The organism is Spartobacteria bacterium UBA695, from assembly GCA_002298145.1.
GTDB lineage: Bacteria > Verrucomicrobiota > Verrucomicrobiia > Chthoniobacterales > Chthoniobacteraceae > UBA695.
Genome location: DBMP01000022.1, coordinates 1 through 23,226 on the forward strand (window position 1 = coordinate 1; position 23,226 = coordinate 23,226).

At 61.1% G+C, this 23,226-nt stretch carries 16 protein-coding genes and 1 other RNA gene; 10 read left to right on the forward strand and 7 right to left on the reverse strand.

Annotation, left to right across the window (positions count from 1 at the left end; all coding sequences use genetic code 11):
• Positions 1 to 59: 59 nt before the first annotated feature.
• Together B2828_RS11970 and B2828_RS11975 are read right to left on the reverse strand one after the other, a co-directional pair.
• Positions 60 to 1,130, reverse strand: a complete 1,071-nt coding sequence (locus tag B2828_RS11970; RefSeq protein ID WP_479633980.1) for an aldose epimerase family protein — start codon at positions 1,128 to 1,130, stop codon at positions 60 to 62.
• Between the two features lie 133 nt (positions 1,131 to 1,263).
• Entirely contained in the window at positions 1,264 to 1,800 is a 537-nt protein-coding gene (locus B2828_RS11975) for an RNA recognition motif domain-containing protein (RefSeq protein WP_479633981.1), read from the reverse strand.
• Between the two features lie 704 nt (positions 1,801 to 2,504).
• Between B2828_RS11975 and ileS the strand changes: the two genes are divergently transcribed.
• Both ileS and lspA read left to right on the forward strand, forming a co-directional pair.
• Positions 2,505 to 5,231 (forward strand): isoleucine--tRNA ligase, encoded by a 2,727-nt coding sequence (ileS, locus tag B2828_RS11980; RefSeq protein WP_479633982.1) that lies wholly within the window; start codon positions 2,505 to 2,507, stop codon positions 5,229 to 5,231.
• A 25-nt stretch (positions 5,232 to 5,256) separates the two neighbouring features.
• Entirely contained in the window at positions 5,257 to 5,739 is a 483-nt protein-coding gene (lspA, locus tag B2828_RS11985; protein WP_479633983.1) for a signal peptidase II, read from the forward strand.
• Positions 5,740 to 5,943: 204 nt separating this feature from the next.
• Here lspA and B2828_RS11990 read toward each other — a convergent pair whose 3' ends face one another.
• The gene (locus B2828_RS11990; RefSeq protein WP_479633984.1) at positions 5,944 to 7,647 is read right to left on the reverse strand and encodes a 4-alpha-glucanotransferase; all 1,704 of its coding nucleotides are present in this window, start codon (positions 7,645 to 7,647) and stop codon (positions 5,944 to 5,946) included.
• 144 nt (positions 7,648 to 7,791) lie between these two features.
• On the opposite strand from B2828_RS11990, the gene B2828_RS11995 reads away from it, so the two are divergent.
• From B2828_RS11995 to B2828_RS12005, 3 genes are all read left to right on the forward strand, one after another.
• Positions 7,792 to 8,913 carry an FtsW/RodA/SpoVE family cell cycle protein gene (locus tag B2828_RS11995; RefSeq protein ID WP_479633985.1) on the forward strand — a complete coding sequence of 374 codons (1,122 nt, stop codon included), beginning with the start codon at positions 7,792 to 7,794 and terminating at the stop codon, positions 8,911 to 8,913.
• 120 nt (positions 8,914 to 9,033) lie between these two features.
• Positions 9,034 to 11,346, forward strand: a complete 2,313-nt coding sequence (locus B2828_RS12000) for an LPS-assembly protein LptD (RefSeq protein WP_479633986.1) — start codon at positions 9,034 to 9,036, stop codon at positions 11,344 to 11,346.
• A 38-nt stretch (positions 11,347 to 11,384) separates the two neighbouring features.
• The gene (locus B2828_RS12005) at positions 11,385 to 12,704 is read left to right on the forward strand and encodes a UDP-glucose dehydrogenase family protein (RefSeq protein ID WP_479633987.1); all 1,320 of its coding nucleotides are present in this window, start codon (positions 11,385 to 11,387) and stop codon (positions 12,702 to 12,704) included.
• 308 nt (positions 12,705 to 13,012) lie between these two features.
• On the opposite strand, the gene B2828_RS12010 is transcribed toward B2828_RS12005, so the two are convergent.
• A complete protein-coding gene (locus B2828_RS12010) occupies positions 13,013 to 15,352 on the reverse strand; it encodes a carboxy terminal-processing peptidase (RefSeq protein WP_479633988.1) in 2,340 nt (779 codons plus the stop codon).
• A 128-nt stretch (positions 15,353 to 15,480) separates the two neighbouring features.
• On the opposite strand from B2828_RS12010, the gene B2828_RS12015 reads away from it, so the two are divergent.
• The 3 genes from B2828_RS12015 (at position 15,481) to B2828_RS12025 (ending at position 19,342) form a co-directional block, all read left to right on the forward strand.
• Positions 15,481 to 16,098: an MBL fold metallo-hydrolase gene (locus B2828_RS12015; protein WP_479633989.1), complete on the forward strand. Its 618-nt coding sequence runs from the start codon at positions 15,481 to 15,483 to the stop codon at positions 16,096 to 16,098.
• A 142-nt stretch (positions 16,099 to 16,240) separates the two neighbouring features.
• On the forward strand, positions 16,241 to 18,202 hold the full coding sequence (locus B2828_RS12020) for a phospho-sugar mutase (RefSeq protein ID WP_479633990.1): 1,962 nt from the start codon (positions 16,241 to 16,243) through the stop codon (positions 18,200 to 18,202).
• 288 nt (positions 18,203 to 18,490) lie between these two features.
• Positions 18,491 to 19,342, forward strand: a complete 852-nt coding sequence (locus B2828_RS12025; RefSeq protein ID WP_479633991.1) for a radical SAM protein — start codon at positions 18,491 to 18,493, stop codon at positions 19,340 to 19,342.
• Positions 19,343 to 19,364: 22 nt separating this feature from the next.
• Here the strand turns inward: B2828_RS12025 and B2828_RS12030 are convergent, their stop codons facing one another.
• Both B2828_RS12030 and B2828_RS12035 read right to left on the reverse strand, forming a co-directional pair.
• The gene (locus tag B2828_RS12030) at positions 19,365 to 20,210 is read right to left on the reverse strand and encodes an alpha/beta fold hydrolase (RefSeq protein ID WP_479633992.1); all 846 of its coding nucleotides are present in this window, start codon (positions 20,208 to 20,210) and stop codon (positions 19,365 to 19,367) included.
• Between the two features lie 115 nt (positions 20,211 to 20,325).
• Positions 20,326 to 20,952, reverse strand: a complete 627-nt coding sequence (locus tag B2828_RS12035) for a superoxide dismutase (RefSeq protein WP_479633993.1) — start codon at positions 20,950 to 20,952, stop codon at positions 20,326 to 20,328.
• Between the two features lie 189 nt (positions 20,953 to 21,141).
• Between B2828_RS12035 and ssrA the strand changes: the two genes are divergently transcribed.
• Together ssrA and B2828_RS12045 are read left to right on the forward strand one after the other, a co-directional pair.
• Positions 21,142 to 21,498, forward strand: a transfer-messenger RNA (tmRNA) gene (gene ssrA / locus B2828_RS12040).
• A 131-nt stretch (positions 21,499 to 21,629) separates the two neighbouring features.
• Complete coding sequence (locus B2828_RS12045; protein ID WP_479633994.1) at positions 21,630 to 22,958, forward strand: hypothetical protein; 1,329 nt, start codon at positions 21,630 to 21,632, stop codon at positions 22,956 to 22,958.
• Here B2828_RS12045 and B2828_RS12050 read toward each other — a convergent pair.
• Positions 22,941 to 23,222, reverse strand: coding sequence for a hypothetical protein (locus tag B2828_RS12050; RefSeq protein ID WP_479633995.1), 282 nt, complete (start codon positions 23,220 to 23,222; stop codon positions 22,941 to 22,943). The two genes, B2828_RS12045 and B2828_RS12050, sit on opposite strands and share 18 nt — an antisense overlap.
• Positions 23,223 to 23,226 lie beyond the last annotated feature (4 nt).

A 23,226-nucleotide genomic window follows, 5' to 3' on the forward strand; every position in this document is an offset into this window, starting at 1 on the left:
CCTCTAAAGCGGACATAACCCTCAGAGATTCGCGGACAAGGGCTGGTAAATCCCGCGCCCTACCGCACTCCGAAGCGCGCCGCGATGCGCGTCCGGTAGGTCTCCCCGGCGCCGAGCACCACGCTCGGGAATTGCGGCTTGTTCGGGGAATCCGGGAAGTGCTGCGGTTCGAGGCAAATCCCGCCGTGCTGCACATAGGCCTTGCCGTTCTTGCCGACGAGCTTCCCGGTCAGGAAATTGCTCGTGTAGAGCTGCACGCCCGGCTGGTCGCTGTAGATCCCGAGGACGCGGCCGCTCTTGGGCTCGTAAACTTCGCCGTTGAGCTGGAAGCCCACGTCGTCCGGCAGCACGTAGTTGTGGTCGTAGCCGACCGGTTCGCCGCCGACTTCGTTGATCCGGGAGCGGATCGAGTGCGGCTTGCGGAAGTCGAGCGGGGTGCCCTCCACTTTCTTGAATTCGCCCGTGGGGATGAGCGTTGCATCCACCGGGGTGTAGTGAACGGCGGGGATCGTCAATTCGTGATCCAGGATGGTGCCGTTACCGGCTCCGGCGAGGTTGTAGTAGGTGTGGTTGGTGAAGTTGACGATGGTTTTCTTGTCCGAAACGGCTTCGAAATCCATCGTCAGCTCGTTTTCGTCGCTCAGGGCGTAGGTCACGCTCACATCCATGGCCCCGGGGAAGCCCTGGTCGCCGTCCGGGCTGTGGAGCGAGAACCGCACGGAGGGTGTCTTGCCTTCGAGGATCTCTGATTTCCAGACCCGCGTATCAAAGCCCTCGGTGCCGCCGTGCAGGCTGTGGAGACCGTCGTTTTTCGGGAGTTCGTAGGTGACGCCGTCGAGCTTGAACTTTCCCCCGGCGATCCGGTTGGCGAAGCGGCCGATGCTGGCGCCAAAGTGGGGGTTCTCCGAGTGGTATTCCGGGGTGAAATAGGCCTCGATGGAGTCGAACCCGAGCGCGATGTTCTCGAAGTGGCCCTCGCGGTCCGGCGTCAGGATGCTAACGATGAGGGCCCCGTAATCGGTGATCGCAACGGTAATGCCGTGGGCATTGGCGAGGGTGTAGAGCGTGGCTTTTTCGCCTTTGGGCGTGGTGCCGAAGGGGGAGGTGTGGACGGAGGGTGCGGATGGCATGATGGGTAAAGGAATGGGGGAGGGTATTGGAAAGGCGTAAAAATAGCCCCGTGCCGTGGGCTGCGATCAATCTAAAAGTGCACAAAAAAAGGGCTCTCCGTTTCCAGAGAGCCCTCTTAATTTTAAAAACGCTCTAGCGGGCGTCGCGAACGTCGCTGGTCTTGGCCCCGCTGATGACGAGGCGGCGGCCCATGAACTCCTTGTCGTTGAGTTCCTCGACGGCGCGCTTGGCTTCCTCGATGCTGGCCATGGTCACGAAGGCGAAGCCCTTGGACTTCTGCGTTTCGCGGTGGCTGACGATTTCCGCGTTCTGCACGGAGCCGACTCCGGCGAAAAGCTCGAAAAGGTCGCTTTCCAGGGCGTCGAAGGAGAGGTTGCCGACGTAAACCTTGGGCGAGGTGACTTCCAGAAGCTCCGGTTTGCGGGCGGGCTTGGCGGTTTCGGCCGTTTTGGATTCCACGGCCACGCGAGCGCGGTCGGAGGAAGCGGCGCGGGCGGCCGGTTTGACTTGGGCGGGTTTCCCAGTGAAGAAGGCGACGAGCCGGGCAAAGAAGCCGAGCTTCTTGGCGGGGGCCTTGGTCGTGAATGTGGCGTTATCGCGGGGACCGCGGGAGGTGTGACGGCGTCCACCACGGCGGCGGCGGCCAGTCTGCTGACTTTCTGATCTCATGTTTAGGTCTGACTTTCCATTATCCCCGCACTCTTGAAAGGCGTGCGGGGGGCTTTCTATTAGGGGAAGCGCAGATCTGATGCCGATAAACCGGGTTTCCAGAGGGCGCGAGCGTTCTTCCCGGGGGTGTCTTGCGACAATCCCAAGGCTTCCTGCGGTGCCATCTTCATTCCCATCTTTATAAACTAAAAAAATCGGCGCTTCCTCGTGTCGGCGGAGCGCATTTGGAGATGCACGGGTCAGCCAATCGGGCGTCCACTGGTGTTTTTACAGGACGAAAACCGAAGTCTGACGGACTCCGCCGTATCATGCGAGGGTCATTAAACCGGTGCCCGGCAGCAGCATGAGTGCGGGCCAACCTTTGACTTGTGGCGAGCGAACCGGCTCACAAGCAAGGGCGGGAAACGCGGGCTTCGATTCGTTCCGGCTATCCGGGGGGCGAATCGGTGTCGATTTCCGCGAGCGCACAAAGCCGCAGGGCTGGGCACTTGGCTGACCCCACAACACCGAACCTTTAGCCCGGAATTTCCTCGGGTGCAAGGTGTTTTATTTTGTCCCGCAGGGGTTAACGGGCCGCGCAAGCGGGGGAAACGAGGCCTGGAGCAGAGTTTGCGCCCGGAGACGGGGCCGAAAATATTCCCGCGTGGATTGCCGATTGCGGAATCGGGCCGGGGCTGTTAGGCTACTTGTTCTTTTTCGATCCGATGAGCACGAACTATAAAGATACGCTGAACCTGCCTAAAACGGACTTCCCTATGAAGGCCGACTTGATTACCCGCGAACCGGCCCGGTTGGCGAAGTGGGAGGAAACGGCGCTCTACTCCCGCATTCAGGCGGCTCACAAGGACGACCCGCTCTTCGTGCTTCACGACGGCCCGCCGTTTGCCAATGGCGATGTCCACATGGGCACCGCTCTCAATAAGACGCTGAAGGATTTCATCGTCAAATCCAAGACGATGCTCGGGCACCGCGCCCCGTACATCCCCGGCTGGGATTGCCATGGCCTGCCCATCGAATTCAAGGTGGTCAAGGAATCGCGCGGCCTTTCGCCCCTGGAGATCCGCCGCAAATCCGAGGCCTATGCCCGCAAGTTCATCGACATCCAGCGCGGGCAGTTCCGCCGCCTGGGCGTTTTTGGCGACTGGGCGCACCCCTACCTGACGCTCGAACCGCAGTATGAATGTGAAATCCTGCGTGGATTTGCCACTTTTGTTGAAAAAGGGTACGTCTACCAGAGCAAAAAGCCGGTCTACTGGAGCACCGGGGCGCAGACGGCCTTGGCCGAGGCCGAAGTCGAGTACGCCGACCGGACCGACCCCGCCATCTTTGTTAAATTCGGCATCATGTCCGGCCCGCTTTCCGGCCAGGCCAGCATGGTCATCTGGACCACCACGCCCTGGACGCTCCCGGCCAACGTCGCCATCGCCGTCCACCCGCGCCACAAGTACGTGGCCCGCACCTTTAAGCATGAGGAGACCGGGGCGCGCGAAGTGCTCGTTGTCGCCGAGGCGCTCGTCGCCCAGTTCGGAGAGCTGACCGGCTGGAAACCCGTTGCGGGCGAGACCCACGAATTCACCGGCACTGAGCTGGAAGGCACGCAGACCCGCCACCCGTTCCTCGACCGCACCTCGCCCATCATCCTGGCCGATTTCGTCACGCTGGAGACCGGCACGGGCGGGGTCCACATCGCCCCCGGCCACGGCGCCGACGACTACATCGCCGGGGTCAAGTACGGCCTGCCTATTCTCTCCCCCGTGGACGAGAACGGCTGCTTTACCGAGGAAGCCGGGATGCCCCTCTGGACCGGCAAGTACGTCTTCGACACCAACGACGACGTGGTCAAAATGCTCGCCTCCATCGGCGCGCTCCTGGGTGTGCAGAAGTACACCCACTCCTACCCCCATTGCTGGCGCTCCAAGACGCCCGTGGTCTTCCGCGCCGTCGAGCAGTTCTTTATCCGCATCGACGCCCTGCGCCAGGCCGCCCTCACCGAAATCGACAAAGTGAAGTGGATCCCGCACTGGGGCCGCAACCGCATCTACGGCACCGTCGAGAGCCGTCCCGACTGGTGCATCTCGCGCCAGCGTTCCTGGGGCGTGCCGCTGCCGGTTTTCTATACCGCAGACGGCGAGCCGATCCTCGACGCCGCAGTCGTGCGCAAAGTAGCCGACCAGGTCGAGGCCCATGGCACGAACCTCTGGTTTGAAAAAGACGACGCCTGGTGGGCTGCAACCGTCGGCCTCCCCGCTGGAACCACTCGCCGCAACGACACCATCGACGTCTGGATCGACTCCGGCGTTTCGCACACGGCCGTCCTCAAGAAGCGCCCCGAGTTGCGCTTCCCGGCTGACGTCTACATCGAAGCCACCGACCAGCACCGGGGGTGGTTCCAGTCGTCGCTCATGACCAGCGTGGCCATGCACGAAGCGGCCCCGTACAAGACCGTCATCACCCACGGCTTCGTCGTCGATAAGGACGGCAAGAAAATCTCCAAATCGAGCAGCTACCAGAAGCCGATGGACGCCGGGCATTTCGTCGGCAAGTACGGCGCGGACGTCCTGCGCCTCTGGGTTTCCAGCGTGCAGTTCACCGACGAGGTGCCCTTCTCCGAGGAGGCCTTCACGCGGCTCGGCGAGGCCTACCGCCTCTTCCGTAATACCCTGCGCATTTTGCTCGCCAACCTCAACGGCTTCGACCCGGCCAAGGACGCCGCACCGCGCGAGTCGTGGACGCTCGTGGACCGCTGGGTGGCCTCCCGCCTCCAGGGCGTGATCGCCACCTGCCGCGAGGCCTACGACGCTTACGAATTCCGCCGCGTTTTCCAGACGCTCAACCAATTCTGCGCCGTCGATCTGAGCGCGCTCTACGTCGACATCACCAAGGACCGCATGTATTGCGACAAGGTCGATTCGCCGCGCCGCCGCGCCACGCAGACCGTCATGTACGCTGTGTTCGACGCCCTCACGCGCCTGCTGGCTCCGATCCTCGCCTTCACCGCCGACGAAGCCTGGGAATATGCGGGCCACGCCGCGGGCGATGTGCATTTGCAGACCTTCCCGGTCGCCGATGCCACGCTCGCCGACGCGAAGCTCGAAGCACTCTTCGATAAACTCCTCGCCCTGCGCGGCACCATCGCCCAGGCCGTTGAACCGGCCCGCAAAGAGAAGCTGATCGGCAATGCGCTGGAAGCCAGCGTCACGCTGACTATCGGCGACTGCGACCTGCTCGCCTCATTGAAGGGCCTGGAAAGCGAGCTGGAGGAATTCTTCATCTTGAGCCAGCTCACCTTGCAGGCAGGGGAGGAGACGAAAGCCGCTCTCGTCCGCACGAGCGACGCCAAGTGTGGCCGTTGCTGGCGGCATCGTCCCGAAGTCGGCTCCAACCCGGCTCACGTGGAACTGTGCGAACGTTGCGCGCAGGTCGTCGGGTAGGCCTCCGGTTACGGTGCTAAATCGCATGAAATTCCGCATTGCGCGACTGCTGCTCCTCCTGACCCTTCCGGCGTACCTGCTGGACCAGGCCACGAAATGGGCGGTGCTGCTCAACCTCGAATACGGGGCTGAAATTCCGGTCATCCCCGGCTTCTTCAGCCTCGTTCACTGGCGCAACACCGGCGCGGCCTTCAGCTTCATGAGCAACTCTAACGGGTTTTTCATTGGGCTTTCCGTCGTCGCGGTCGTCGTCATGGTGGTGCTGGCCGTGCTGGGGAAATTCAGCGGGCGGCTGAGCGGAATCGCCTGGGGCCTGCTCCTGGGCGGCATCCTCGGCAACCTGACCGACCGGATCTTGCACGGCTCCGTGGTCGATTTCCTGCTCTTCGACCTCCATGTCCGTTTCGCCGATCCGTGGCCCGCCTTCAACGTCGCCGACTCGTGCATCTTCATCGCCGCAGCGTTGTTTGTCTGGGAATCCTTTCGCGAACCGGAAGTGATCCGGTAATACCGCGTTTAGGAGTCAATGAGTTTCTAGAGAACACAGGCTCGGCAGTTTTAGACAGGATTGACAGGATTCCCTCGTTCCCAATCTCCAGATTGGGAACGTCTTTTGTCTGCGAATCTCTGATTCGTTCCGTACGGTTATGGAATCTGGAGATTCCCAGACACCGACGTTAACGAGGGCTTTTGAATACCCGGTCCGTTCCGGCTACGCCCGGCCGCTGGCGTGGATGAGCGCTTGGATGCGGGCCATTTTGGCCGCGCGCTCGGGGTCTTTACGCCACTCCTCGGGTGTGCCGCTGACGCGATTGCTCCAGTTGGAGTCGGCCACGGCACCGGGAACGTTGAAGCGTGTGGTCTCGCCGAAGACGTCGGTGATCATCACCACTGCCAGCCACGAGTTGCTTTGGAAAAGCCCGGCCAGGAGCGCTTCGTGGATCTGGTCTGTGAAGGGCTTGAGCCCGTCGAGGCCGAATCCCGCGAAACCGCAGAGCTGCTCCATTTCCCAGCGCTGGTGGCCGTCGCCTGCCTCGGCGGCACGGCGCATCTGCTCCCAAAAGGCCGCGAGCGGAAAGTGGTCGTGCGTGGCGTAGGTCGTTACCGAAAGGCGAGGGTAGTCGCGGCCCGCGACGAGGTGCCAGTCCTGGCGGCGTTCCCATTGCGGAATCTTAAACCCCGCGATGCCGAGCGCAGTCAGGTTGGGGCGAACGTAGTCGGGCACCACGCCCAGGTCCTCGGCGATGAGCCGGTTCTCGCCTACCTCCGAGAGCAGCGCGCGCAGGTACTCGTCGCCCTCGCGGCGGTTGGCCTCGCGGTTTTCCCAAGTCGAGTCGTCCCGCGGAATGAAGTGTGGCAGGTCGCCGCCGGTGCGGGCGCGCGCTTCATCGTGGGTGAGGGGAGCAAACTCGGCGTTAAGCTGCGGCCGCCAGGGGAAGCCATACATGCGGTAAAAACCGAGCACGTGGTCGATGCGGAACAGGTGGAAAATCTCCCGGACCCGCTGGACGCGTTGCCGCCACCAGGCGAAATTTTCCGCCCGGAGCGCTTCCCAGTTGTAGATCGGCACGCCCCAGTTCTGGCCCCATTTTTCGATGAACGGGTCGTCCTTGTAAGCCGGTTCGGGGGGCGCGCCGCCGCTCCATTTCAAATTGAAAATCCCCGGGTAACAGAAAACGTCGCTGCTGTAGTAGCTGACCCCGATGGGTACGTCGCCCATCAGCGCCACGCCGAGGGCATCGCATTCCGCCTTCAGCTCGCCCCATTGCGTAAAGGCGATCCACTGAACGTATTGGAAAAAGCGCGTCTTGCGCTCAAAGGTCTTGCGGAACGCTGCCTTCTGCTCCTCCAGCCAAGCCAGGGCCGTGGTGAGCGTCTGGTGCGCCTCGGGCCAGCGGTCCCACTGCTCCGTGCCGTGCTCGTCCATCAGCGCGCGGAAGAGGGCGTACCCCTCGATCCAGCCCGCCTGCTCCTTTAGCCAGGCGCGGAACTTCCGGGCGCGCGCTGTATTGTGCCGCCACTCTGCCTGCATGAACCCCTCGAACGCGTTTTCCAGGATGCGGCGCTTGAGTGCCTTTACCGCGCTGTACTTTACAGGACCCTCGCGCAGCGATGCGGGCGAAACCCCTTCCAGTGCCTGCGAAAAAGCGCGGGGCGTCAGGTCCGGCACCGTTCCCGGCGAAAGGTCGAGCGTGCACGGGTCGATCGCCACGGATGAAATCGCATTGTAGGGAGAGTTATCCGACCCCGTTTCGTTGACCGGCAAAAGCTGCACCAGCCGGAAGCCGTTCTCCGCCGCCCAGAGCACAAATTGCCGCAGGGACTGGGTGTCTCCGATGCCGAGGTCTTTTTCTGATCGAAGGGCGAAGAGAGGGGCGAGGATACCGGCGAGCGGCTTTTCTGGCGTCAGGTGCATGTCTAAAAAAAGAAAGGTTTGTGACGAAGCCGCCAAACATCGCCATATCCGGGCCGTTCGGCAAGCTCGTAGGAAACGATTCTACTCCCGAGGCTGGAGCTTAAGTTTATTTTCATGACCCCTCTTTTGCGAAAATTTTTTGGGATGAACTGGGTCCTCATCGTCACGATGCTCGGCCTGGCTGTTTTCGGCGTCGTCGCCATCTATAGCTGTACCTACATGCGCGATAACCTGGCCTACTCCCTGATGTGGAAAAAGCAGGCCGCCTGGGTGGGGATCAGCTTTGCCGTATTTCTGGTCATCAGCCTCATCCCGTACCGCTGGGTTCGCTGGGGAGCCCTGCCGCTTTATTGCATCTCCATGGTCTTCCTGGTCATGACGCTCGCCATGGGCGTCTCCAAGGACGGCGCCCGCTGCTGGCTGCGCCTCGGGCCGCTCCTCTTCCAGCCCGCACAACTGGCCGTCCTCTCGGGCATCTTCATCATGGCCATCTTCCTGACCCAGTACGCCCGGCTCAAGCCGCTCTGGCAACTGGCGGCCTGCGGCCTTCTGGCGGGGGCCCCGGCGCTCCTCATCTTGATCCAGCCGGACATGGGGGAGTGCCTGATCTGGATTCCCGTCCTCTTTTTCATGCTTTTTCTGGCCAAGATCCCCGTCCGCTACCTCATTGTCCTGGTCCTCCTCGCCGCCACGGCCATGCCGGTGGCCTATTACTTTAAGCTCAAGCCCTACCAGCAGAAGCGCATCGTCGCCTTCATTGACCCCGAGATCGACTCCCAGGGCTCGGCCTGGGCCGTCAACCAGTGCCTCATCGCCATCGGCTCCGGCGGCTGGACCGGCAAGGGCTTCCTGGCCCGGGAGACACAGGTCGAAATGGGCTACGTCCCCGCCACCACCGTCCCGAACGACTACATTTTCTCGGCCATCGGCGAGCAATGGGGATTCGTCGGCGGCGTCGCACTCGTGGGGGCCTTCGGCATCCTCCTGGGGACCTGCCTTTGGGTGGCCGCCCATGCCCGGGACCGCCTGGGCGTCCTCCTTGCCGGGGGAATGACCGGCCTGCTTTTTGCCCATACCTACCAGAATATCGGCATGAATGTCTCCCTCATGCCCGTCACCGGCGTCCCCTTGCCGCTGATTAGCTACAGCGGCTCCTTTGTCTTCGTCATCGTTTTCGGGCTGGGCATCGTCAACAGCGTCTGGGTCCACCGCCGGAGCGATCGCGGCCCCGTGGCCCTGGATATCCCCGCGCGGCAAGGGGAATAGGCCCCCTTAGCCCGGTTTTGCGCCCCGGCCGCCCGTACTCCCGGAAGGTCCTGCTTCGGCGAAACCCGGATTTGTTCTTGGCAAGGCCGTTAGGCGTTGGCTAGGTTCTTCACTCTCCAAATGAAGAAATCTCTCCTGCTGCCAGCCTCTATCCTTCTGGGCATCCTCCTGGGCGCAGGCACCGCCCGGGCGCAGTTTGGGAGCTTCAACGACATCCCCATCGAGATCACCGCCGACGGCGAGTTTCGCTTCGTGGGCGGCGTCGCCATTGCGGAAAACAACGTCGTCATCCACTACGGAACCACCTCCATTTACGCCGATTACGTCCAGTACAACCCCGAGACCCGGGACGTCATGGCCATCGGCAATATCCGCGTCTACCGCGACGGCAGGCTCATCGAGGGCGACCGGGGCCTCTATAACCTCGAGACCAAGCTGCTTCGCACCAACGACTTTCGCACCGGCTCCTACCCCTTCCTGATCAAGGGCGAGACCGTCAACTCCCTGCTCAGCGGCAACGGCTACGTAGCCACCAACTCCACGCTGACCACCAGCGACTCCAGCAAGCCGGATTACCACGTCACCGCGAGCAAAGCCTACGTCCACCCCGGCGACTACGTCACCATGACCAACGTCACCGCCTACGTGGGCGAGACGCCGGTCTTCTGGTTCCCCGTCCTCTACCAGTCCCTTAAAGAGGACAGCGGCCTGGCCTTCATCCCCGGCTACGGCAATGACTACGGCGCCTACCTGCTCACCCGCTACGGCTTCCCGATCAGCGAAAGCACCCACGGCGCGCTGGAGTTCGACGTACGCAGCAAACGCGGCGTGGCCCTGGGGCTCGAAACCGTCAGCCACTACGGCGCAGAAAATAAGAGCTGGTCCAAATTCCGCGGCTACTACGCCCACGACACCGACACCGAAGTCAACAACACCGCGGAGGCCATCCTCCCCGTTTCCTCCGACCGCTACCGCGTCAGCTACGACACCCGTACCTACCTGACCGACGACCTCTACACCACGGCCACCTTCACCAAGCTCAGCGACTACCGCTTCCTGAAGGACTTCTACCCCAGCGAGTACCATAACAACCCGCAGCCCGACAACGTCTTCTCGCTGACCAAGTGGGACGAACGCTACACCATCGGCGGCGTCTGGCGCGCCCACGTCAACGAATTCTTCGACACCACCGAGCGCCTCGAAGCCGTCGTCAACATCACCCGGCAGCCGATCCTGCCCCTCCCCGGCGATACCTCCCTCTTTTACGAGAGCGACACCAGCGGCGGCCGCTACGCCCGGCGCTACGGCTCCCTCTCGAACACCGACGCCGTCAACCCCGTGCCCACCAGCACGCTTTTGCAGGACTACACCGCCGAACGCTTCACCTCGGGCCACCTGCTTTCCCTGCCGCAGACCTACTTCGGCTGGCTCTCCGTCGTCCCTCGCGTGGGCGTCCGCGCCTCCTACTACTCTCAGGGAGCCTCCAGCACCCTCATCAATTACGACCAGGTCTCCGGCCTCGATCTCCGGGACAGCGCTCAGACCCTCCTCCAGAAAGAAAGCGACGGCTCCGTCTTCCAGCCCGTCTTCCATGCCGGTGTGGAGACCTCCTTCAAGTTCTCCCGCGAATGGGAGGACCTCCAGAGCCGCACACTCGGCCTCGACGGCCTGCGTCACGTCGTTCAGCCTTATAGCAACTTTTCCTTCGTCCGGACCGGCCAGGATTCGAACAAAATTCTCCAGTTCGACCGCCTGAACCCCTCCACCGAGCTGGCCTCGCTGGATTTCACCCAGTTCACCGCCACCGACGCCCTGACCAACTGGACCATCTGGCGCTGGGGCGTGCGCAACTTCATCCAGACCCGCCGCGACGACCAGACCATCAACCTGCTTGAGCTGGATTCCTTCTTCAACATCAACCTGGAGAGCGCCGACTACCCCGGCCTCATCGAACAGGGCACCTTTTCGAACTTCTGTAACCGCCTGACCTACAACCCCGTCAACTGGGTCTCCCTGACGATGGACACCCAGGTCCCCATGGTCGCCAGCGGCTTCACCCAGGTCAACACCGACGCCCATTTCCTGGCCAGCCAGGACCTAAGCTTCACCGTCGGGCATCGCTACCTGGAGAACAACCCCTACTTCGACAACAGCAGCAACCTCCGGTTTGGCTCCTACTATCGCATCAACGATAACTGGGCGGTGAGCTTCGTCGATCAATACGAATTTTCCGACAGCACCTTGCAGCGGCAGGATTACGAAATCCATCGCGACCTATCGAGCTGGATCGTAACGCTCGCCGTCACCATCAAAGAGAGCCGCAACAGCACCACCAACGAAACCGTTCGCGACACCATCGTCTCCCTCGCCTTCACGCTGAAAGACCTGCCCTCTCTGCGGCTGCCCATATCCGCCCATCCCTCAGGGGAATAATTTCCTTCAAACAACCAACGACAAACCAAAAACAACACATGGATCTCTGCATCATCGGTTCCGGTTACGTCGGCCTCGTCAGCGGAGCCTGCTTCGCCGAAGTGGGCCACAGCGTAGTCTGCGTAGACAACGACCAGCGTAAAGTCGACTCCCTTCAGGCTGGGAAGATTCCCATTTACGAGCCCGGCCTCGAAGAACTCGTTCACCGCAACGTCGCTGCCAAGCGCCTCCGGTTTACCAACAGCATTGAAGACGGAGTGGATCACTCCCAGATCGTTTTCATCGCCGTTCCGACGCCTCCCCAGGCCGATGGCAGCGTGGACCTGACTTACATCGAGCGCGTTGCCCGCGAAATCGCCGGCGTCCTCAAGCCCGGTGAATACCGCGTGGTCGTCGACAAGAGCACCGTTCCGGTCAAGACCGGCGAGAAGGTCACCGACACCATCAAGCGCTACAACGGCGGGGCCGATTTCGACGTCGTCAGCAACCCCGAATTCCTCCGTGAAGGCTGCGCCGTGCCCGATCTGCTCAAGCCTGACCGCATCGTTATCGGCGGCAACAGCGACCGCGCCCTGGCCCTCATGAAGAAAGTTTATGAGCCCTTCAACGCCCCGATCCTCGTCACCGACGTCGCCTCGGCTGAGCTCATCAAGCACGCCGCCAACTCGTTTTTGGCGCTCAAAATTTCCTACATCAACGCCGTTTCCGCGATTTGCGAAGCCAGCGGCGCCGACGTGGAGAAAGTCGCCGCCGGCATCGGAATGGATCGCCGCATCGGCCGCAACTTCCTGAACGCGGGCATCGGTTATGGTGGCTCATGTTTCCCCAAAGACATTGCCGCGTTCATCGCCATCAGCGATGACCTGGGCGTGCCCTTCACCCTGCTTAAGGAAGTTCAGCGCATCAACCGCGAACAGAAAGAGCGCTTCATCAAGGGCATCCGCGACGCCCTCTGGGTGCTGCGCGACAAGCGGATCGCCGTCTGGGGCCTGACCTTCAAGCCCGACACCGACGACGTTCGCAACTCCGTGCCGATCGAGCTCGTTAACGAACTCGTCGCCGAGGGAGCCATCGTCACCGCCTACGATCCGAAGGGGGCCGAAAAGGCCGAGGAATACAAACTCTGCCCCGGCGTCAAGCTGGTCTCGAGCCCGCTCGAAGCCGCCAAGGGAGCCGAAGCGCTCATCCTGGCCACCGAGTGGAAAGAGTTCGCCTCCGTGCCGCTCGAAGAAGTGAAGAAAGTCATGCACACCGCGCTGGTGTTCGACGGCCGCAACTTCTTTGACCCCGTCACCATGGCAGAGCTCGGCTTCACCTACCGCGCCATTGGCCGCCCCGTTCTCGAACCGAAGAAATAACCGGCGTTTAACCGAAATTTAAAAAGCCGCATGGGTTTCCGTGCGGCTTTTTTGTGCCCCGGCGTGCTGGCCGGGGCTCGGATATAATCTGATTTACACAAACAGAAGCCATTAAGCTCACGCAAAGACGCAAAGGCGCAAAGAAGGCAGGTGCGTCTCTTTCTTTGCGCCTTTGCGCCTTTGCGTCTTTGCGTGAGATATTTTTTGGGAGAGGCCCTTTAGTGGCGTTTGAGTACAAAAAAAGCGCGGCCAGGGAATTCCCAAGCCGCGCTTTGTTGAATGGAATGGCCTTTTGAGCCCTCTAGGGCCTACTCGCTGGCCTTGGCCGTGTTCTGCGTGTTTTGCAGGCGACGCAGGTCGATCAGGTCGGAGATAATGTTGAGCGTCTCCATCCGGGTGGCGTCCACCACCGGCGCATTCGAGTCGGTATCAGGCGTATCGTCCTCTGGATCTTCGGCAACATCTTCCGAGGCCGCTGGCGTCTTGGTCTTGGATCCCTTGCTCGCCTTCTTATCGGCCTTGGCGGGCGATTTCGCAGGCGTCGGGCTCGGAGTCGGCGTGGCGCTGGCTTCGGCTTTGGCTTCCGCCTTGGCCTTTTGCTTCGCTTCCGGCGTCGGCTCTACCCACTGATCCATTGAGTTGCGCTTCTTGCCGTCGTTGACCGCGGGCTGGAGCGGCTGGTTCACGTTGTCGAGCGTCAGCGCGTAGACCGTCAGCGGTTCGGATTTGCGCTTTTCGCGCTCCTGCTTGCGCTTCTCGATCTCCGTCTTGCGCTTGGCCATCTCGCTGCGGCGCGTCTGCTCGTTGAGCGAAATCTTGTTGCCGTCAAACGTCTCCTTCTGGCGGGCGATGTCCTCGTCGATGTACTTGAACTCCGGGTTGCCCGCCACACGGGCCGCCGAACGGGTCCTTAGCTCGTCCAGGAAGAGCGGCTGGCTGAAGGCGGCGGTTTTCCGGTAGTCGGCGGGCGGAACTTCGTCGTAAGGGAGCGGGTTCTTCAGCGCGGATTCGCCGATGATGTCGTCCCGGTCGAAGAGCGAGGGGAGCGCCACGTCCGAGGTCACGCCCCGGAACTGGGTGGAGCCACCGGCCACGCGGTAGAACTTTTGGATGGTCAGCTTGAGCGCGCCGCCTTCGCCGCCGCCGCCGCTCAGGAATTGCAGGAAGCGGTCCACGGGGATCAACTGCTGCACGGTTCCCTTGCCGAAAGTGTGGTGGTCGCCTACGATCACCGCCCGGCCGTAGTCCTGGAGCGCACCGGCGAAAATCTCGCTGGCTGAGGCGCTCAGCGTGCTGGTGAGGATCACTAGCGGGCCGTCGTAGGTCGCGTCATTTTCGTCAGCCGAGAGGACGTCGATTTTCCCGTTGGCGTCTTTTACCTGGACCACCGGGCCTTTTTTAATAAAGAGCCCCGTCAGGCGCGTGGCCTCCGTCAGATAGCCGCCGCCGTTGCGCCGGATGTCGATGACCAGGCCCGAGATGCCTTCTTTTTTCAGGCGCTTTAGGAGAATCCGGACGTCGTCGGTCGTGCTCTTCGCGCCGCTATCGACGTCGCCGTAAAAGCTCGGAATCGTAATCCAGCCGATCTTCTCTGGCTTGCCGTTCGCGTCGGGGCGTTCGATGAGGTAGGCCTTGGCTTCCTGGTCCTTCATCTCCACCTTGTCGCGGGTAATCTCGACGATCTTGCGCGTGCTTGGGTCGGCATGGGTGGGGATCACCAGCAGCCGCACTTTGGTGCCTTTTTTGCCGCGGATCAGCGAAACCACCTTGTCGATCTTCATATCGACGACCTCTACCCATTCGCCGTCGCCCTGGGCCACGGCTACGATGCGGTCGCCCACTTTGAGGTGGCCTTCCTTATCCGCCGGGCCGCCGACCACGAGTTCCATGATCTTGGTGTAGCCGTCGTCGTTCTTTTTCAGCACGGCACCGATGCCCACCAGCGAGAGCTTCATCATGACCAGGAAGTTCTGGTACTCCTCCTTGCTCATGTACTCGGAGTGCGGGTCGTAGGTCTGGGCGAGGGCCGAGAGGAATTGGTTGACCGCGTCGCGGTTGGTCTGTTCGTGCAGATTGCGCAGGAGGTTGTCGTAGCGGCGGTTGAGGACCTTGAGGGGGGGCTCGGTGGCTTTTTCCGCGAGCTTGAGCGTCAGGTACTCGCCCTCCACCTGGTCGTGCCAGAGTTGCTCCGCCTCGGCTTCGTCTTTGGGCCAGGGGGCCTTCTGGCGGTTGATGAGCAGGGTGTGGTCGCTCTTAAAGGTGAATTTCTCATCCGCCAGCCATTGCTTGACCTTGGCAATGCGGCTTTCCATCCGCTTGCGATAGAGGTCGAAGATCTCGTAGGCCGGGGTCGGGTTGCCGAGCAGGATGTCGTCGTCGAGCGCGTCGCCGTATTTGGCCACGAACGCGTCAATGTCCTGCTGGGTAAAGACCATGTGGGCGTAATCGAGCGTGTCGATATAACGCAGGAGCGTCTTTTTGGAGAACTCCTGGTCCAGCTTGTGGCGGCTGTAGTGGAATTGCTCCATCACCCGGCCAATAGAACTGGTGATCTGGCCGGGATCGGCATCCGCTCCAGCCCTCGTGACGGTGGCGGCGAGCAAGGCAAAGGTCGAGGCGAGGGCGAGTAGGGTGCGCAGTCGTTTCATGAAAGATTAGTCAGTGTAAATCAATGCCTTAATGGATGGGTTCGCAATCCTTTTTGCCACCAAAACCCAACTTCGCCGCAAATCTGGCTTGCGTCGAGAATCAAATTGCCGTCACCTCCACCTCAGCAATGCAAATAGACACCTACACCGGCGGGGCGTTCGAAACCAATAGCTATTTTATTCCGACCCAGGAGGGGGGAGTGCTGATTGATGCCGCTGAAGGCGTGTGCGATTGGCTCCAGTCGCGGGGCCAGCGCGTCAGCACGCTGCTGATTACGCACGGGCACTTTGACCACGTGCCGGACGCGGCTCTGGTGAAGAAGACCTTCAACTGCCAGGTCGGCTACCACCGGGATGGCATCGCGATGCTCACCGAGCGCCATTTCTTCCGCCGCCTCGGCATCCCTTACGATACCGAGCCGATTGCCGCCGATTTCTACGTGGACGAAACGCCCTCTGTAAGCCTCGGCGGCCTGGACTTCGCCGTCCAGCACGTTCCCGGCCACTGCCCCGGCTCGCTTTGCTTCCTTTTGAAAGGCGAGCGGCTTCTGTTCTGTGGCGACGTGCTTTTCGCGGGTGGCATCGGGCGCTGGGACCTCCCCGGCGGCGACCGCCACCTCTTAATTGACGGCATTACCGGCAAGCTCCTGACTCTGGGCGACGACGTCCGGGTCCTCCCTGGCCACGGCCCGGGCTCCACCATCGGCCGCGAGCGGGCGAGTAACCCCTTTTTGACCAGGCCTTGATGAAGAAGACCCTGGAGAGGGGGAGCAACCGCTACGGGCTTGCCATCCCCCTGGTCTCCGTGTCTTCCCCATTTCTTCTTAAGCACAACGGTGCGTTGCCATTTTTCCCAACACTCACTACACTCCCTCCCCTCTAAAACTCATGAATAACCTGTCTGAACGCATTCAGGCCGCCGTGGCGGGCGGTCAACTTCCCGAATCCAGCGCCCGGAACATTCTTCAACTGCTTTCCCGCAGCAGCTCGCCGGTGGACGAAAAGAGCATCACCGAACTGGTCGATGCCGGAGCTTGGGGCGAACTCAATGACCGCTTTTTCCGCACCCTGGCCTTTGGCACCGGCGGTCTCCGTGGCCGCACCATTGGGAAAATCGTGACCCAGGCAGAGCGGGGGACCCCGCAGACGCTCGACCGCCCGGAATACCCGTGCGTGGGCACCAACGCCATGAACTACTTCAACATCTCCCGGGCCACGCAGGGCCTCGTGGCTTACTTGAAGGAGTGGTTCGCCAAAAATCACCTCCCGGGCCGCCCGAAAATCGCCATCGCCCACGACACCCGGCACTTCTCCCGCGACTTCGCCGAGCTGACCGCCAAAGTGGCCGCCGAAAACGGGGCCGACGTCTTCCTCTTCACCCTCCCGCGTTCCACGCCCGAGCTTTCCTTCGCCGTTCGCTACACCCATTCCACGGCGGGCATCGTCATTACCGCGAGCCATAACCCGCCCCACGACAACGGCTACAAAGCCTATTTCTGCGACGGCGGCCAGGTCATCGCCCCGCACGACACCGGCATCATCAACAAAGTCAACGCCATCGAGAGCGACACCTACACCCCGCTGCCCAAAGACCAGCAGGGGACCATTACCGATGTTGCCGAGGAAATCGACAACGCCTACATGGCCCGGCTCGAAACCCTCGTCCTCGACCGCTCGCTCATCGACAAAGCGCGCGATCTCAAGATCGTCTTCACCCCCATCCATGGCACCGGCGGCGAGATCAGCTGCCCCATGCTCGCCCGGCTCGGCTTCCAGTTCAGCGTCGTCCCGCAGCAGGCAGGCTTCGATGGCCGTTTCCCGACCGTCAAGAGCCCCAACCCGGAGAACTCCGAGGCCCTCACGCTCGCCATCGAACTGGCCAACGCCCAGGGCGCGGACCTCGTCTTGGCCACCGACCCCGACTGCGACCGCATGGGCGTGGCCCTGCGCAACGCCAAGGGGGAAATGGAGCTTATCACCGGCAACCAGATTGGCTCGCTGCTCGCCTGGTACCGCACCACGACGCTGCTCCGCCAGGGCGTCATCAACGAGAAGAACCTCAAAAACTGCGTCATCATCAAGACCTTCGTCACGACCGATCTCCAGAAGGTCATCGCAGAGAAATACGGCGTGCGCTGCGTCGAGACCCTCACCGGCTTCAAGTACATCGGCGCGAAGCTGACCAAGTACGAGCGCGCTCTGCCGAAAGAAGTGCAGGAAAACTACGTCAACCTCTCCGAACTCGAAACGCGCGCCCTGCGGCTTGATAAATCGAGCTACTACGTCTTCGGTGGCGAGGAGAGCTACGGCTACAGCGGGTCGGATTTCGTCCGCGACAAAGACGCCAACAGCGCCACCGTCATGTTCTGCGAAGTCGCCGCCTACGCCAAGACCCGCGGCATCACCCTCGACGTCCTGCTCGACGAAATCTACGCCGAGTTCGGCTACTTCCTGGAAAAAGGCACCAACCTCGTCTTCGAAGGCGCGGAAGGCGCGGCCAAGATCAAAGCCCTGGCCAAATCCTACGCCGAGAACCCGCCCAAGACCATCGACGGTTCCGCTGTCACCTGCGTTACCAACTTTGGCACTCAGGACATCCGCGACGTGGAAGGCGACCTCATCCCGAAGGAAGCCATGCTGATCCTCACCCTGGCCGATGGCCGCCGCGTGGCCATCCGCCCCTCGGGCACCGAGCCGAAGATCAAGTACTACCTCTTCGGTCGCCGCAACCCGAGCCCCGAGCGCCCCTTCACCCGCGAAGAGCTCGCCGCCATCAAAGTCGAGGTGAAAGCCTCCCTGGAGCGCCTCTGGACGGAGCTTAAAGCCGACGCCGAGAAGCGCGCCGCGTAAAGAGGCTTTACCCGAGGCCCCGCGTGGCCTCAAAAAGCCCCCTCGGGCTTGTCCGCGAAACCCATTCTGGCCCGAATCCGCCTGCCCAAAGGTGGATTCGGGCCTGTTTTTTGCTGATTCCCTCCCGCAACAAAGGGTGCGGGGCTGCCAAATGTCGTGTGGAGAAATGATCCACCTCGTTCTATTAATTAGACAGCGGTTTCATGGAGACGGGGTGTATACCCGCGCGTAATCCGATTTCCGCCTCGAACACCATTCCGATAACCATTTTAAACAGAACGGATTGAAATGCCCACGTCAACCCTAGGTGCAGCTTACCGCAACCGGCCCCGCGAATTTCTCGGTAACCGTTTCGTCTACGCGGTGATCAGTTCCCGCGCCCGGGGGCTCACCATTGGTGTTAACATGAACCCCAACCAGGCGTGTAACTACGGCTGTCCGTACTGCGAAGTTGTGCGCACCGGGGAAATGGCTGACGCCAAGATCGACCTGAAGGTCCTCACGCGGGAGCTCATCCACGTCGTCGCCCTTGCCCAGTGCGGGCGCATCAAAGAGCTGAAGCAATTCGCCGCCTGTCCCGACGAACTCCTGACCCTCAAAAACGTCGCCCTGAGCGGCGACGGCGAGCCGAGCCTCGTCTCCAATTTCGACGAAATCGTCAAAGAAGTCCTCGTCATCCGCCACCTGCTTTCGCATTTCAAAGTCGTCGTCATCACCAACGGCTCCGGCTTGCACCGCCCCAGCGTCCAGCGGGGGATCGACCGCCTCGGGCCCGAGGACGAAGTCTGGATCAAGCTCGACGCCGGGACCCAGGCCGCCACCACCCGCATCAACGGCCCCCAGGCGAACCTCGAAACGACGCTGAAAAACATCCTCGCCATCGCTCAGAAGCGCCCCGTCGTCATCCAGAGCCTCTTCTTCATCCATCAGGACATCGCCCCGTCTGAGGAGGAGATCACCGCCTATATCGCCCGGCTCAACGAGCTGAAAGCCGCGGGCGCGCAGATTTCCTCCGTCCAGGTCTACTCGGCCTGCCGTCCCTCCGCCAAGCCGGGCTGCAAACACCTCCCCCTGGCCCAGATCTCCGGTATCGCCCGGCGCGTCCGGGAGGAAACCGGCATCAACGCCGAGGTCTTCTAGGCCGCCCCCGCAGAAAAAGCCTCTAGCTTTCCAGAAACGCGAGCAGATCGGCGTTGAACTGCTCCCGGTGCGTGGTGCTCAGCCCATGCGGCGCTCCGGGGTAGATTTTCAGCTTCGCATCGCGGACCAGTTGCGCCGTTTTCCGGGCCGAAGCGTCGATGGGCACGATCTGGTCATCATCGCCGTGCAGGATCAGCGTCGGCACGTCAATGCGCTTGAGATCCTCCGTGAAGTCCGTCTCGGAAAACGCCTTGATGCAATCCAGCGCCCCCTTCAAGCCCACCTGCATCGACCAAAGCCAGAACGCATCCCGCACCCCCTCCGAGACCTTCGCCCCCGGCCGGTTGTATCCGTAAAAAGGCAGACTCAGGTCTTTGTAAAACTGCGAGCGGTCGGCGGCCACCCCCGCGCGGATCGCGTCAAACACCGCGAGCGGCAGCCCGCCGGGATTCGCCTCCGTCTGGAGCATCAGCGGAGGCACCGCCCCCAGCAGCACCACCTTGGCCACGCGCCCCGTGCCATGGCGGCCGAGATAGCGGGCCACCTCGCCCCCGCCCGTCGAATGCCCCACCAGCGTCACGTCCTTCAAGTCCAGCGTTTCGATCAGCGTCCCGAGATCATCCGCATAAGTATCCATATCATTGCCGCTCCACGGCTGGCTGGAGCGCCCATGGCCCCGGCGGTCGTGCGCGATGCCCCGGTACCCCCGCGAGGCCAGGAAAACGAGCTGATCATCCCAGACATCCGCATTCAGCGGCCAGCCGTGGGAGAAAACCACCGGGTGGCCCGAGCCCCAGTCCTTGTAAAAAAGCTCAATGGGACGGGAATTCTCCTCGCCGACCGTGATGAAAGACGTAGTGGGTTTCATAAAGTTTCTGCTCCTCGGGGAGAAATCGATTTTGGAGCGCGGCCCGTCCCCAGCAAAAAAAGCGGCTCCGTCTTTCAACGGAGCCGCTCTCCTTCTTCTTAACCGCCCGGAATTGTTACTTAACCGCCGCCGCGTAGAGCCCCTCCACGACCGGCCAGTTCACCACATTCCACCAAGCCTTGAGGTAATCAGGGCGGCGGTTTTGGTATTTGAGATAGTAAGCGTGCTCCCAGACGTCCACCCCGAGAATCGGAGTGCCCGTCTCCTCAGCCACCCCCTTCATCAGCGGATTATCCTGATTCGGAGTCGAGGAGATAAAAAGTGACTTGTCCGGCTTTACCGCGAGCCAGGCCCAGCCGCTGCCAAAGCGAGTCGTCGCCGCGGCTTGGAACTTCTCCTGGAACGCCTCAAAGCTCCCAAACGTGGCATCAATCGCCGCCGCCAGCGCCCCCGAGGGCTTGCCCCCCGCGTTGGGCCCCATAATGGTCCAAAAAAACGAGTGATTCCAATGTCCCCCGCCATTATTGCGAACCGCCGTGCGGATTCCCTCAGGAACCGCCGCGAGATCCGTGATCAGCTCCTCCACGGACTTCGCCTGCTCCGGCTTGTCCTTCACGGCATTGTTGAGATTCGCCACATAAGCCGCGTGATGCTTATCGTGGTGAATTTCCATTGTCAGCGCATCCACATAAGGTTCGAGTGCGTCGTTGGAATACGGAAGTGCGGGTAATTGATAAGCCATAACAGGTATTGGATAAACTTTACATTAGCGATGCTGTGGGAAGAGGCGAGGGAAGTCAACTACAAAAATGCGAATGAGTCTCATTTTCATAATCGAAGAACGGGGCTGGTTTGGCGGTGAAGAAAGAGCCGAAAGGGGGAGCTTGCAAAGTGAGCGAAGGGAGGTAGATTAAGGGGACTTCGCAAAAATGGGGGCGTACTGGTTTCGACTCCAAGTTTGAGACGTATGTTGCATGTCGAGGATGGTTCGTTGGCCTCGTAAATAACCGAACCAAACAAATAAATGCTGAGACTGAAGAACTCGCTCTCGCGGCTTAATTAGACCGTGACGCTTTCACCGGACGCCTGCTGCGGATGGAAGCGACGACAGCAGGCTGGCTCTAGGGTGGGGTGACCGCGCCCGAGAGTGAGATTCATTTCGTGGCCGCTCGAAAGCCGGACGCGCGTTGGTTCGCAGCCGTCGTTCTAAATTAAAAGCCAAATACACATGTAGTGACAGACGGCTTTGATTTGAAGGACAGGGGTTCAACTCCCCTCGCCTCCACTTTTCAAAATGATCGCGAAACGATCTTAAGTGGGTGTCTTACAAGGGGTTGTAGCGCGGTCGGCAAAACCCATTAAGTCGGGTGCAGGGGTGTTTCGGGTGGCCTATTTGTGCATAAAGTGCATATTGGAACCATGGCAGCCAAGCGCCCTGGAGTCCCCCTCCAATTTCCAATCACCGTCGAAAAGAACGGACGGATCGGCCACGTCTCGCTTTGGAAGTCGGGGGTGTATGGGACCTATTTCCGCTTTGGGGGAAAAGCCCGGCGCAACAGTTTCGCCACCCTTGAGGGGGCAACGGCATTCCTCGAATCCGAGTTCACGAGGCTAGACAACAACCAGGCCAACAGCACCACGCTCCACCCCGCGCGGCACGAGCTAAGGGTATACCACGAACTGGAGGAGCTTTTGCGAGAACGCTCCAACGGGGCAACCCTCCATGACGCGGTCGACTACTACCTGATGAACCATGAGCAGAACAGGCTCAAGCCCCGCTCGGTTGATGAATGCGTTCAGAAGCTCATCGAGGCCCAGGAGGCACGCAATCTAAGCCCTGGGTACATTGAGACGCTCAAGAAGCATCTCAGAAAATTCCGCTCCCACTTCAAGGGGGACATCCACCGGATTTCGCCAGAGGAACTCGAGAAGTGGCTCGCCACGACATACCCGGGGCCGAAGACGCGCAAAAATGTTAGGGGCTCCCTAGTCACGTTGTTCAAATATGCCCGAGATACCCTCAACGCCATCCCTCCGGGAAATACGGCGCCCGAGAAATTCAAAGCGCCCGTGACCGACAAGCAGAAAGAGGAGGATGTCGAGATCTATCTGGTCGAGGAATACCAAAGGCTGCTTTGTGGGGCCATCGAACACGACGTCCTCCTTATTCCCGCCCTGGCGACCGGCGGCTTCGGGGGGCTCCGGCCCGCCGAGATCCATGGGGAGAAGGCCCGCTACGAGCCGATCCACTGGGATGCGTTCAAGTGGAACACCCCAACGCCCACGCCCACCCGAAAAAAGGGGTTTAAGACCCAGGGGACCCTGGACGTCAAAAACCAAAAGGTGCGGAATATCAAGACCCGCCATTTGCCCATATATGCGGTGTTGTCTGCCTGGCTGGAACCCTTCAAGTGCATGGAGGGGAGAGTCTGGCCGCTGGGGGCTTCCTACAACCACAGGCTCCGGCGACTGGTCGACAAGCTCAACAAGGAGGCTAGCGATACACAGAGGCCGCTGAAGGTCGTGGCTGACGGCCTCAGGCACAGTTACGCTAGCTACAGGATCCGGCACCTGAAAAACGATCTCAATTTGCTGGCCGCAGAAATGGGGAACAGCCCCGAGGAGATCATAGGGCACTACAAAAAAGACGTGACCGACCAGGATGCGGATCGATGGTTTTCGCTGATGCCGCCGCCGGATTACGCGGAAAAAATTGCGGCGGCCCTGAAGCTACGGCTGCTCGCGTGATTTCGTCTCGTAAAGACGGACCCATAAATCGAGTTCCGACCTTTTGAAGAGGAGCTTCGGCATGTAAGGAAGCTCTATGCCAAACCGGATGTCTTTCCCCTTGGTAATAAGTTGCGACGCGGGAAAATACGGGTTAACGACAGCCCCGGCAGATGTTTCCGCCGTCACCCGCATAATTCCAGAAGCGGTGCAGCCAATCACATAGTCCGTGTCCGCCTGCGCAATTGGCGAATAGGAACCCAATTCGAATTCCCGGAGGATCATCGAA

What these genes read in the sequence shown, in the direction of transcription:
- B2828_RS12010 (WP_479633988.1), bottom strand. Translation starts at nt 15,352, where the DNA reads ATGAAACGACTGCGCACCCTACTCGCCCTCGCCTCGACCTTTGCCTTG.
- B2828_RS12045 (WP_479633994.1), top strand. Translation starts at nt 21,630, where the DNA reads ATGGCAGCCAAGCGCCCTGGAGTCCCCCTCCAATTTCCAATCACCGTC.
- B2828_RS12025 (WP_479633991.1), top strand. Translation starts at nt 18,491, where the DNA reads ATGCCCACGTCAACCCTAGGTGCAGCTTACCGCAACCGGCCCCGCGAA.
- B2828_RS12020 (WP_479633990.1), top strand. Translation starts at nt 16,241, where the DNA reads ATGAATAACCTGTCTGAACGCATTCAGGCCGCCGTGGCGGGCGGTCAA.
- B2828_RS11990 (WP_479633984.1), bottom strand. Translation starts at nt 7,647, where the DNA reads ATGCACCTGACGCCAGAAAAGCCGCTCGCCGGTATCCTCGCCCCTCTC.
- B2828_RS12015 (WP_479633989.1), top strand. Translation starts at nt 15,481, where the DNA reads ATGCAAATAGACACCTACACCGGCGGGGCGTTCGAAACCAATAGCTAT.
- B2828_RS11975 (WP_479633981.1), bottom strand. Translation starts at nt 1,800, where the DNA reads ATGAGATCAGAAAGTCAGCAGACTGGCCGCCGCCGCCGTGGTGGACGC.
- B2828_RS11995 (WP_479633985.1), top strand. Translation starts at nt 7,792, where the DNA reads ATGAACTGGGTCCTCATCGTCACGATGCTCGGCCTGGCTGTTTTCGGC.
- B2828_RS12000 (WP_479633986.1), top strand. Translation starts at nt 9,034, where the DNA reads ATGAAGAAATCTCTCCTGCTGCCAGCCTCTATCCTTCTGGGCATCCTC.
- B2828_RS12035 (WP_479633993.1), bottom strand. Translation starts at nt 20,952, where the DNA reads ATGGCTTATCAATTACCCGCACTTCCGTATTCCAACGACGCACTCGAA.
- lspA (WP_479633983.1), top strand. Translation starts at nt 5,257, where the DNA reads ATGAAATTCCGCATTGCGCGACTGCTGCTCCTCCTGACCCTTCCGGCG.
- ileS (WP_479633982.1), top strand. Translation starts at nt 2,505, where the DNA reads ATGAGCACGAACTATAAAGATACGCTGAACCTGCCTAAAACGGACTTC.
- B2828_RS12005 (WP_479633987.1), top strand. Translation starts at nt 11,385, where the DNA reads ATGGATCTCTGCATCATCGGTTCCGGTTACGTCGGCCTCGTCAGCGGA.
- B2828_RS11970 (WP_479633980.1), bottom strand. Translation starts at nt 1,130, where the DNA reads ATGCCATCCGCACCCTCCGTCCACACCTCCCCCTTCGGCACCACGCCC.
- B2828_RS12050 (WP_479633995.1), bottom strand. Translation starts at nt 23,222, where the DNA reads ATGATCCTCCGGGAATTCGAATTGGGTTCCTATTCGCCAATTGCGCAG.
- B2828_RS12030 (WP_479633992.1), bottom strand. Translation starts at nt 20,210, where the DNA reads ATGAAACCCACTACGTCTTTCATCACGGTCGGCGAGGAGAATTCCCGT.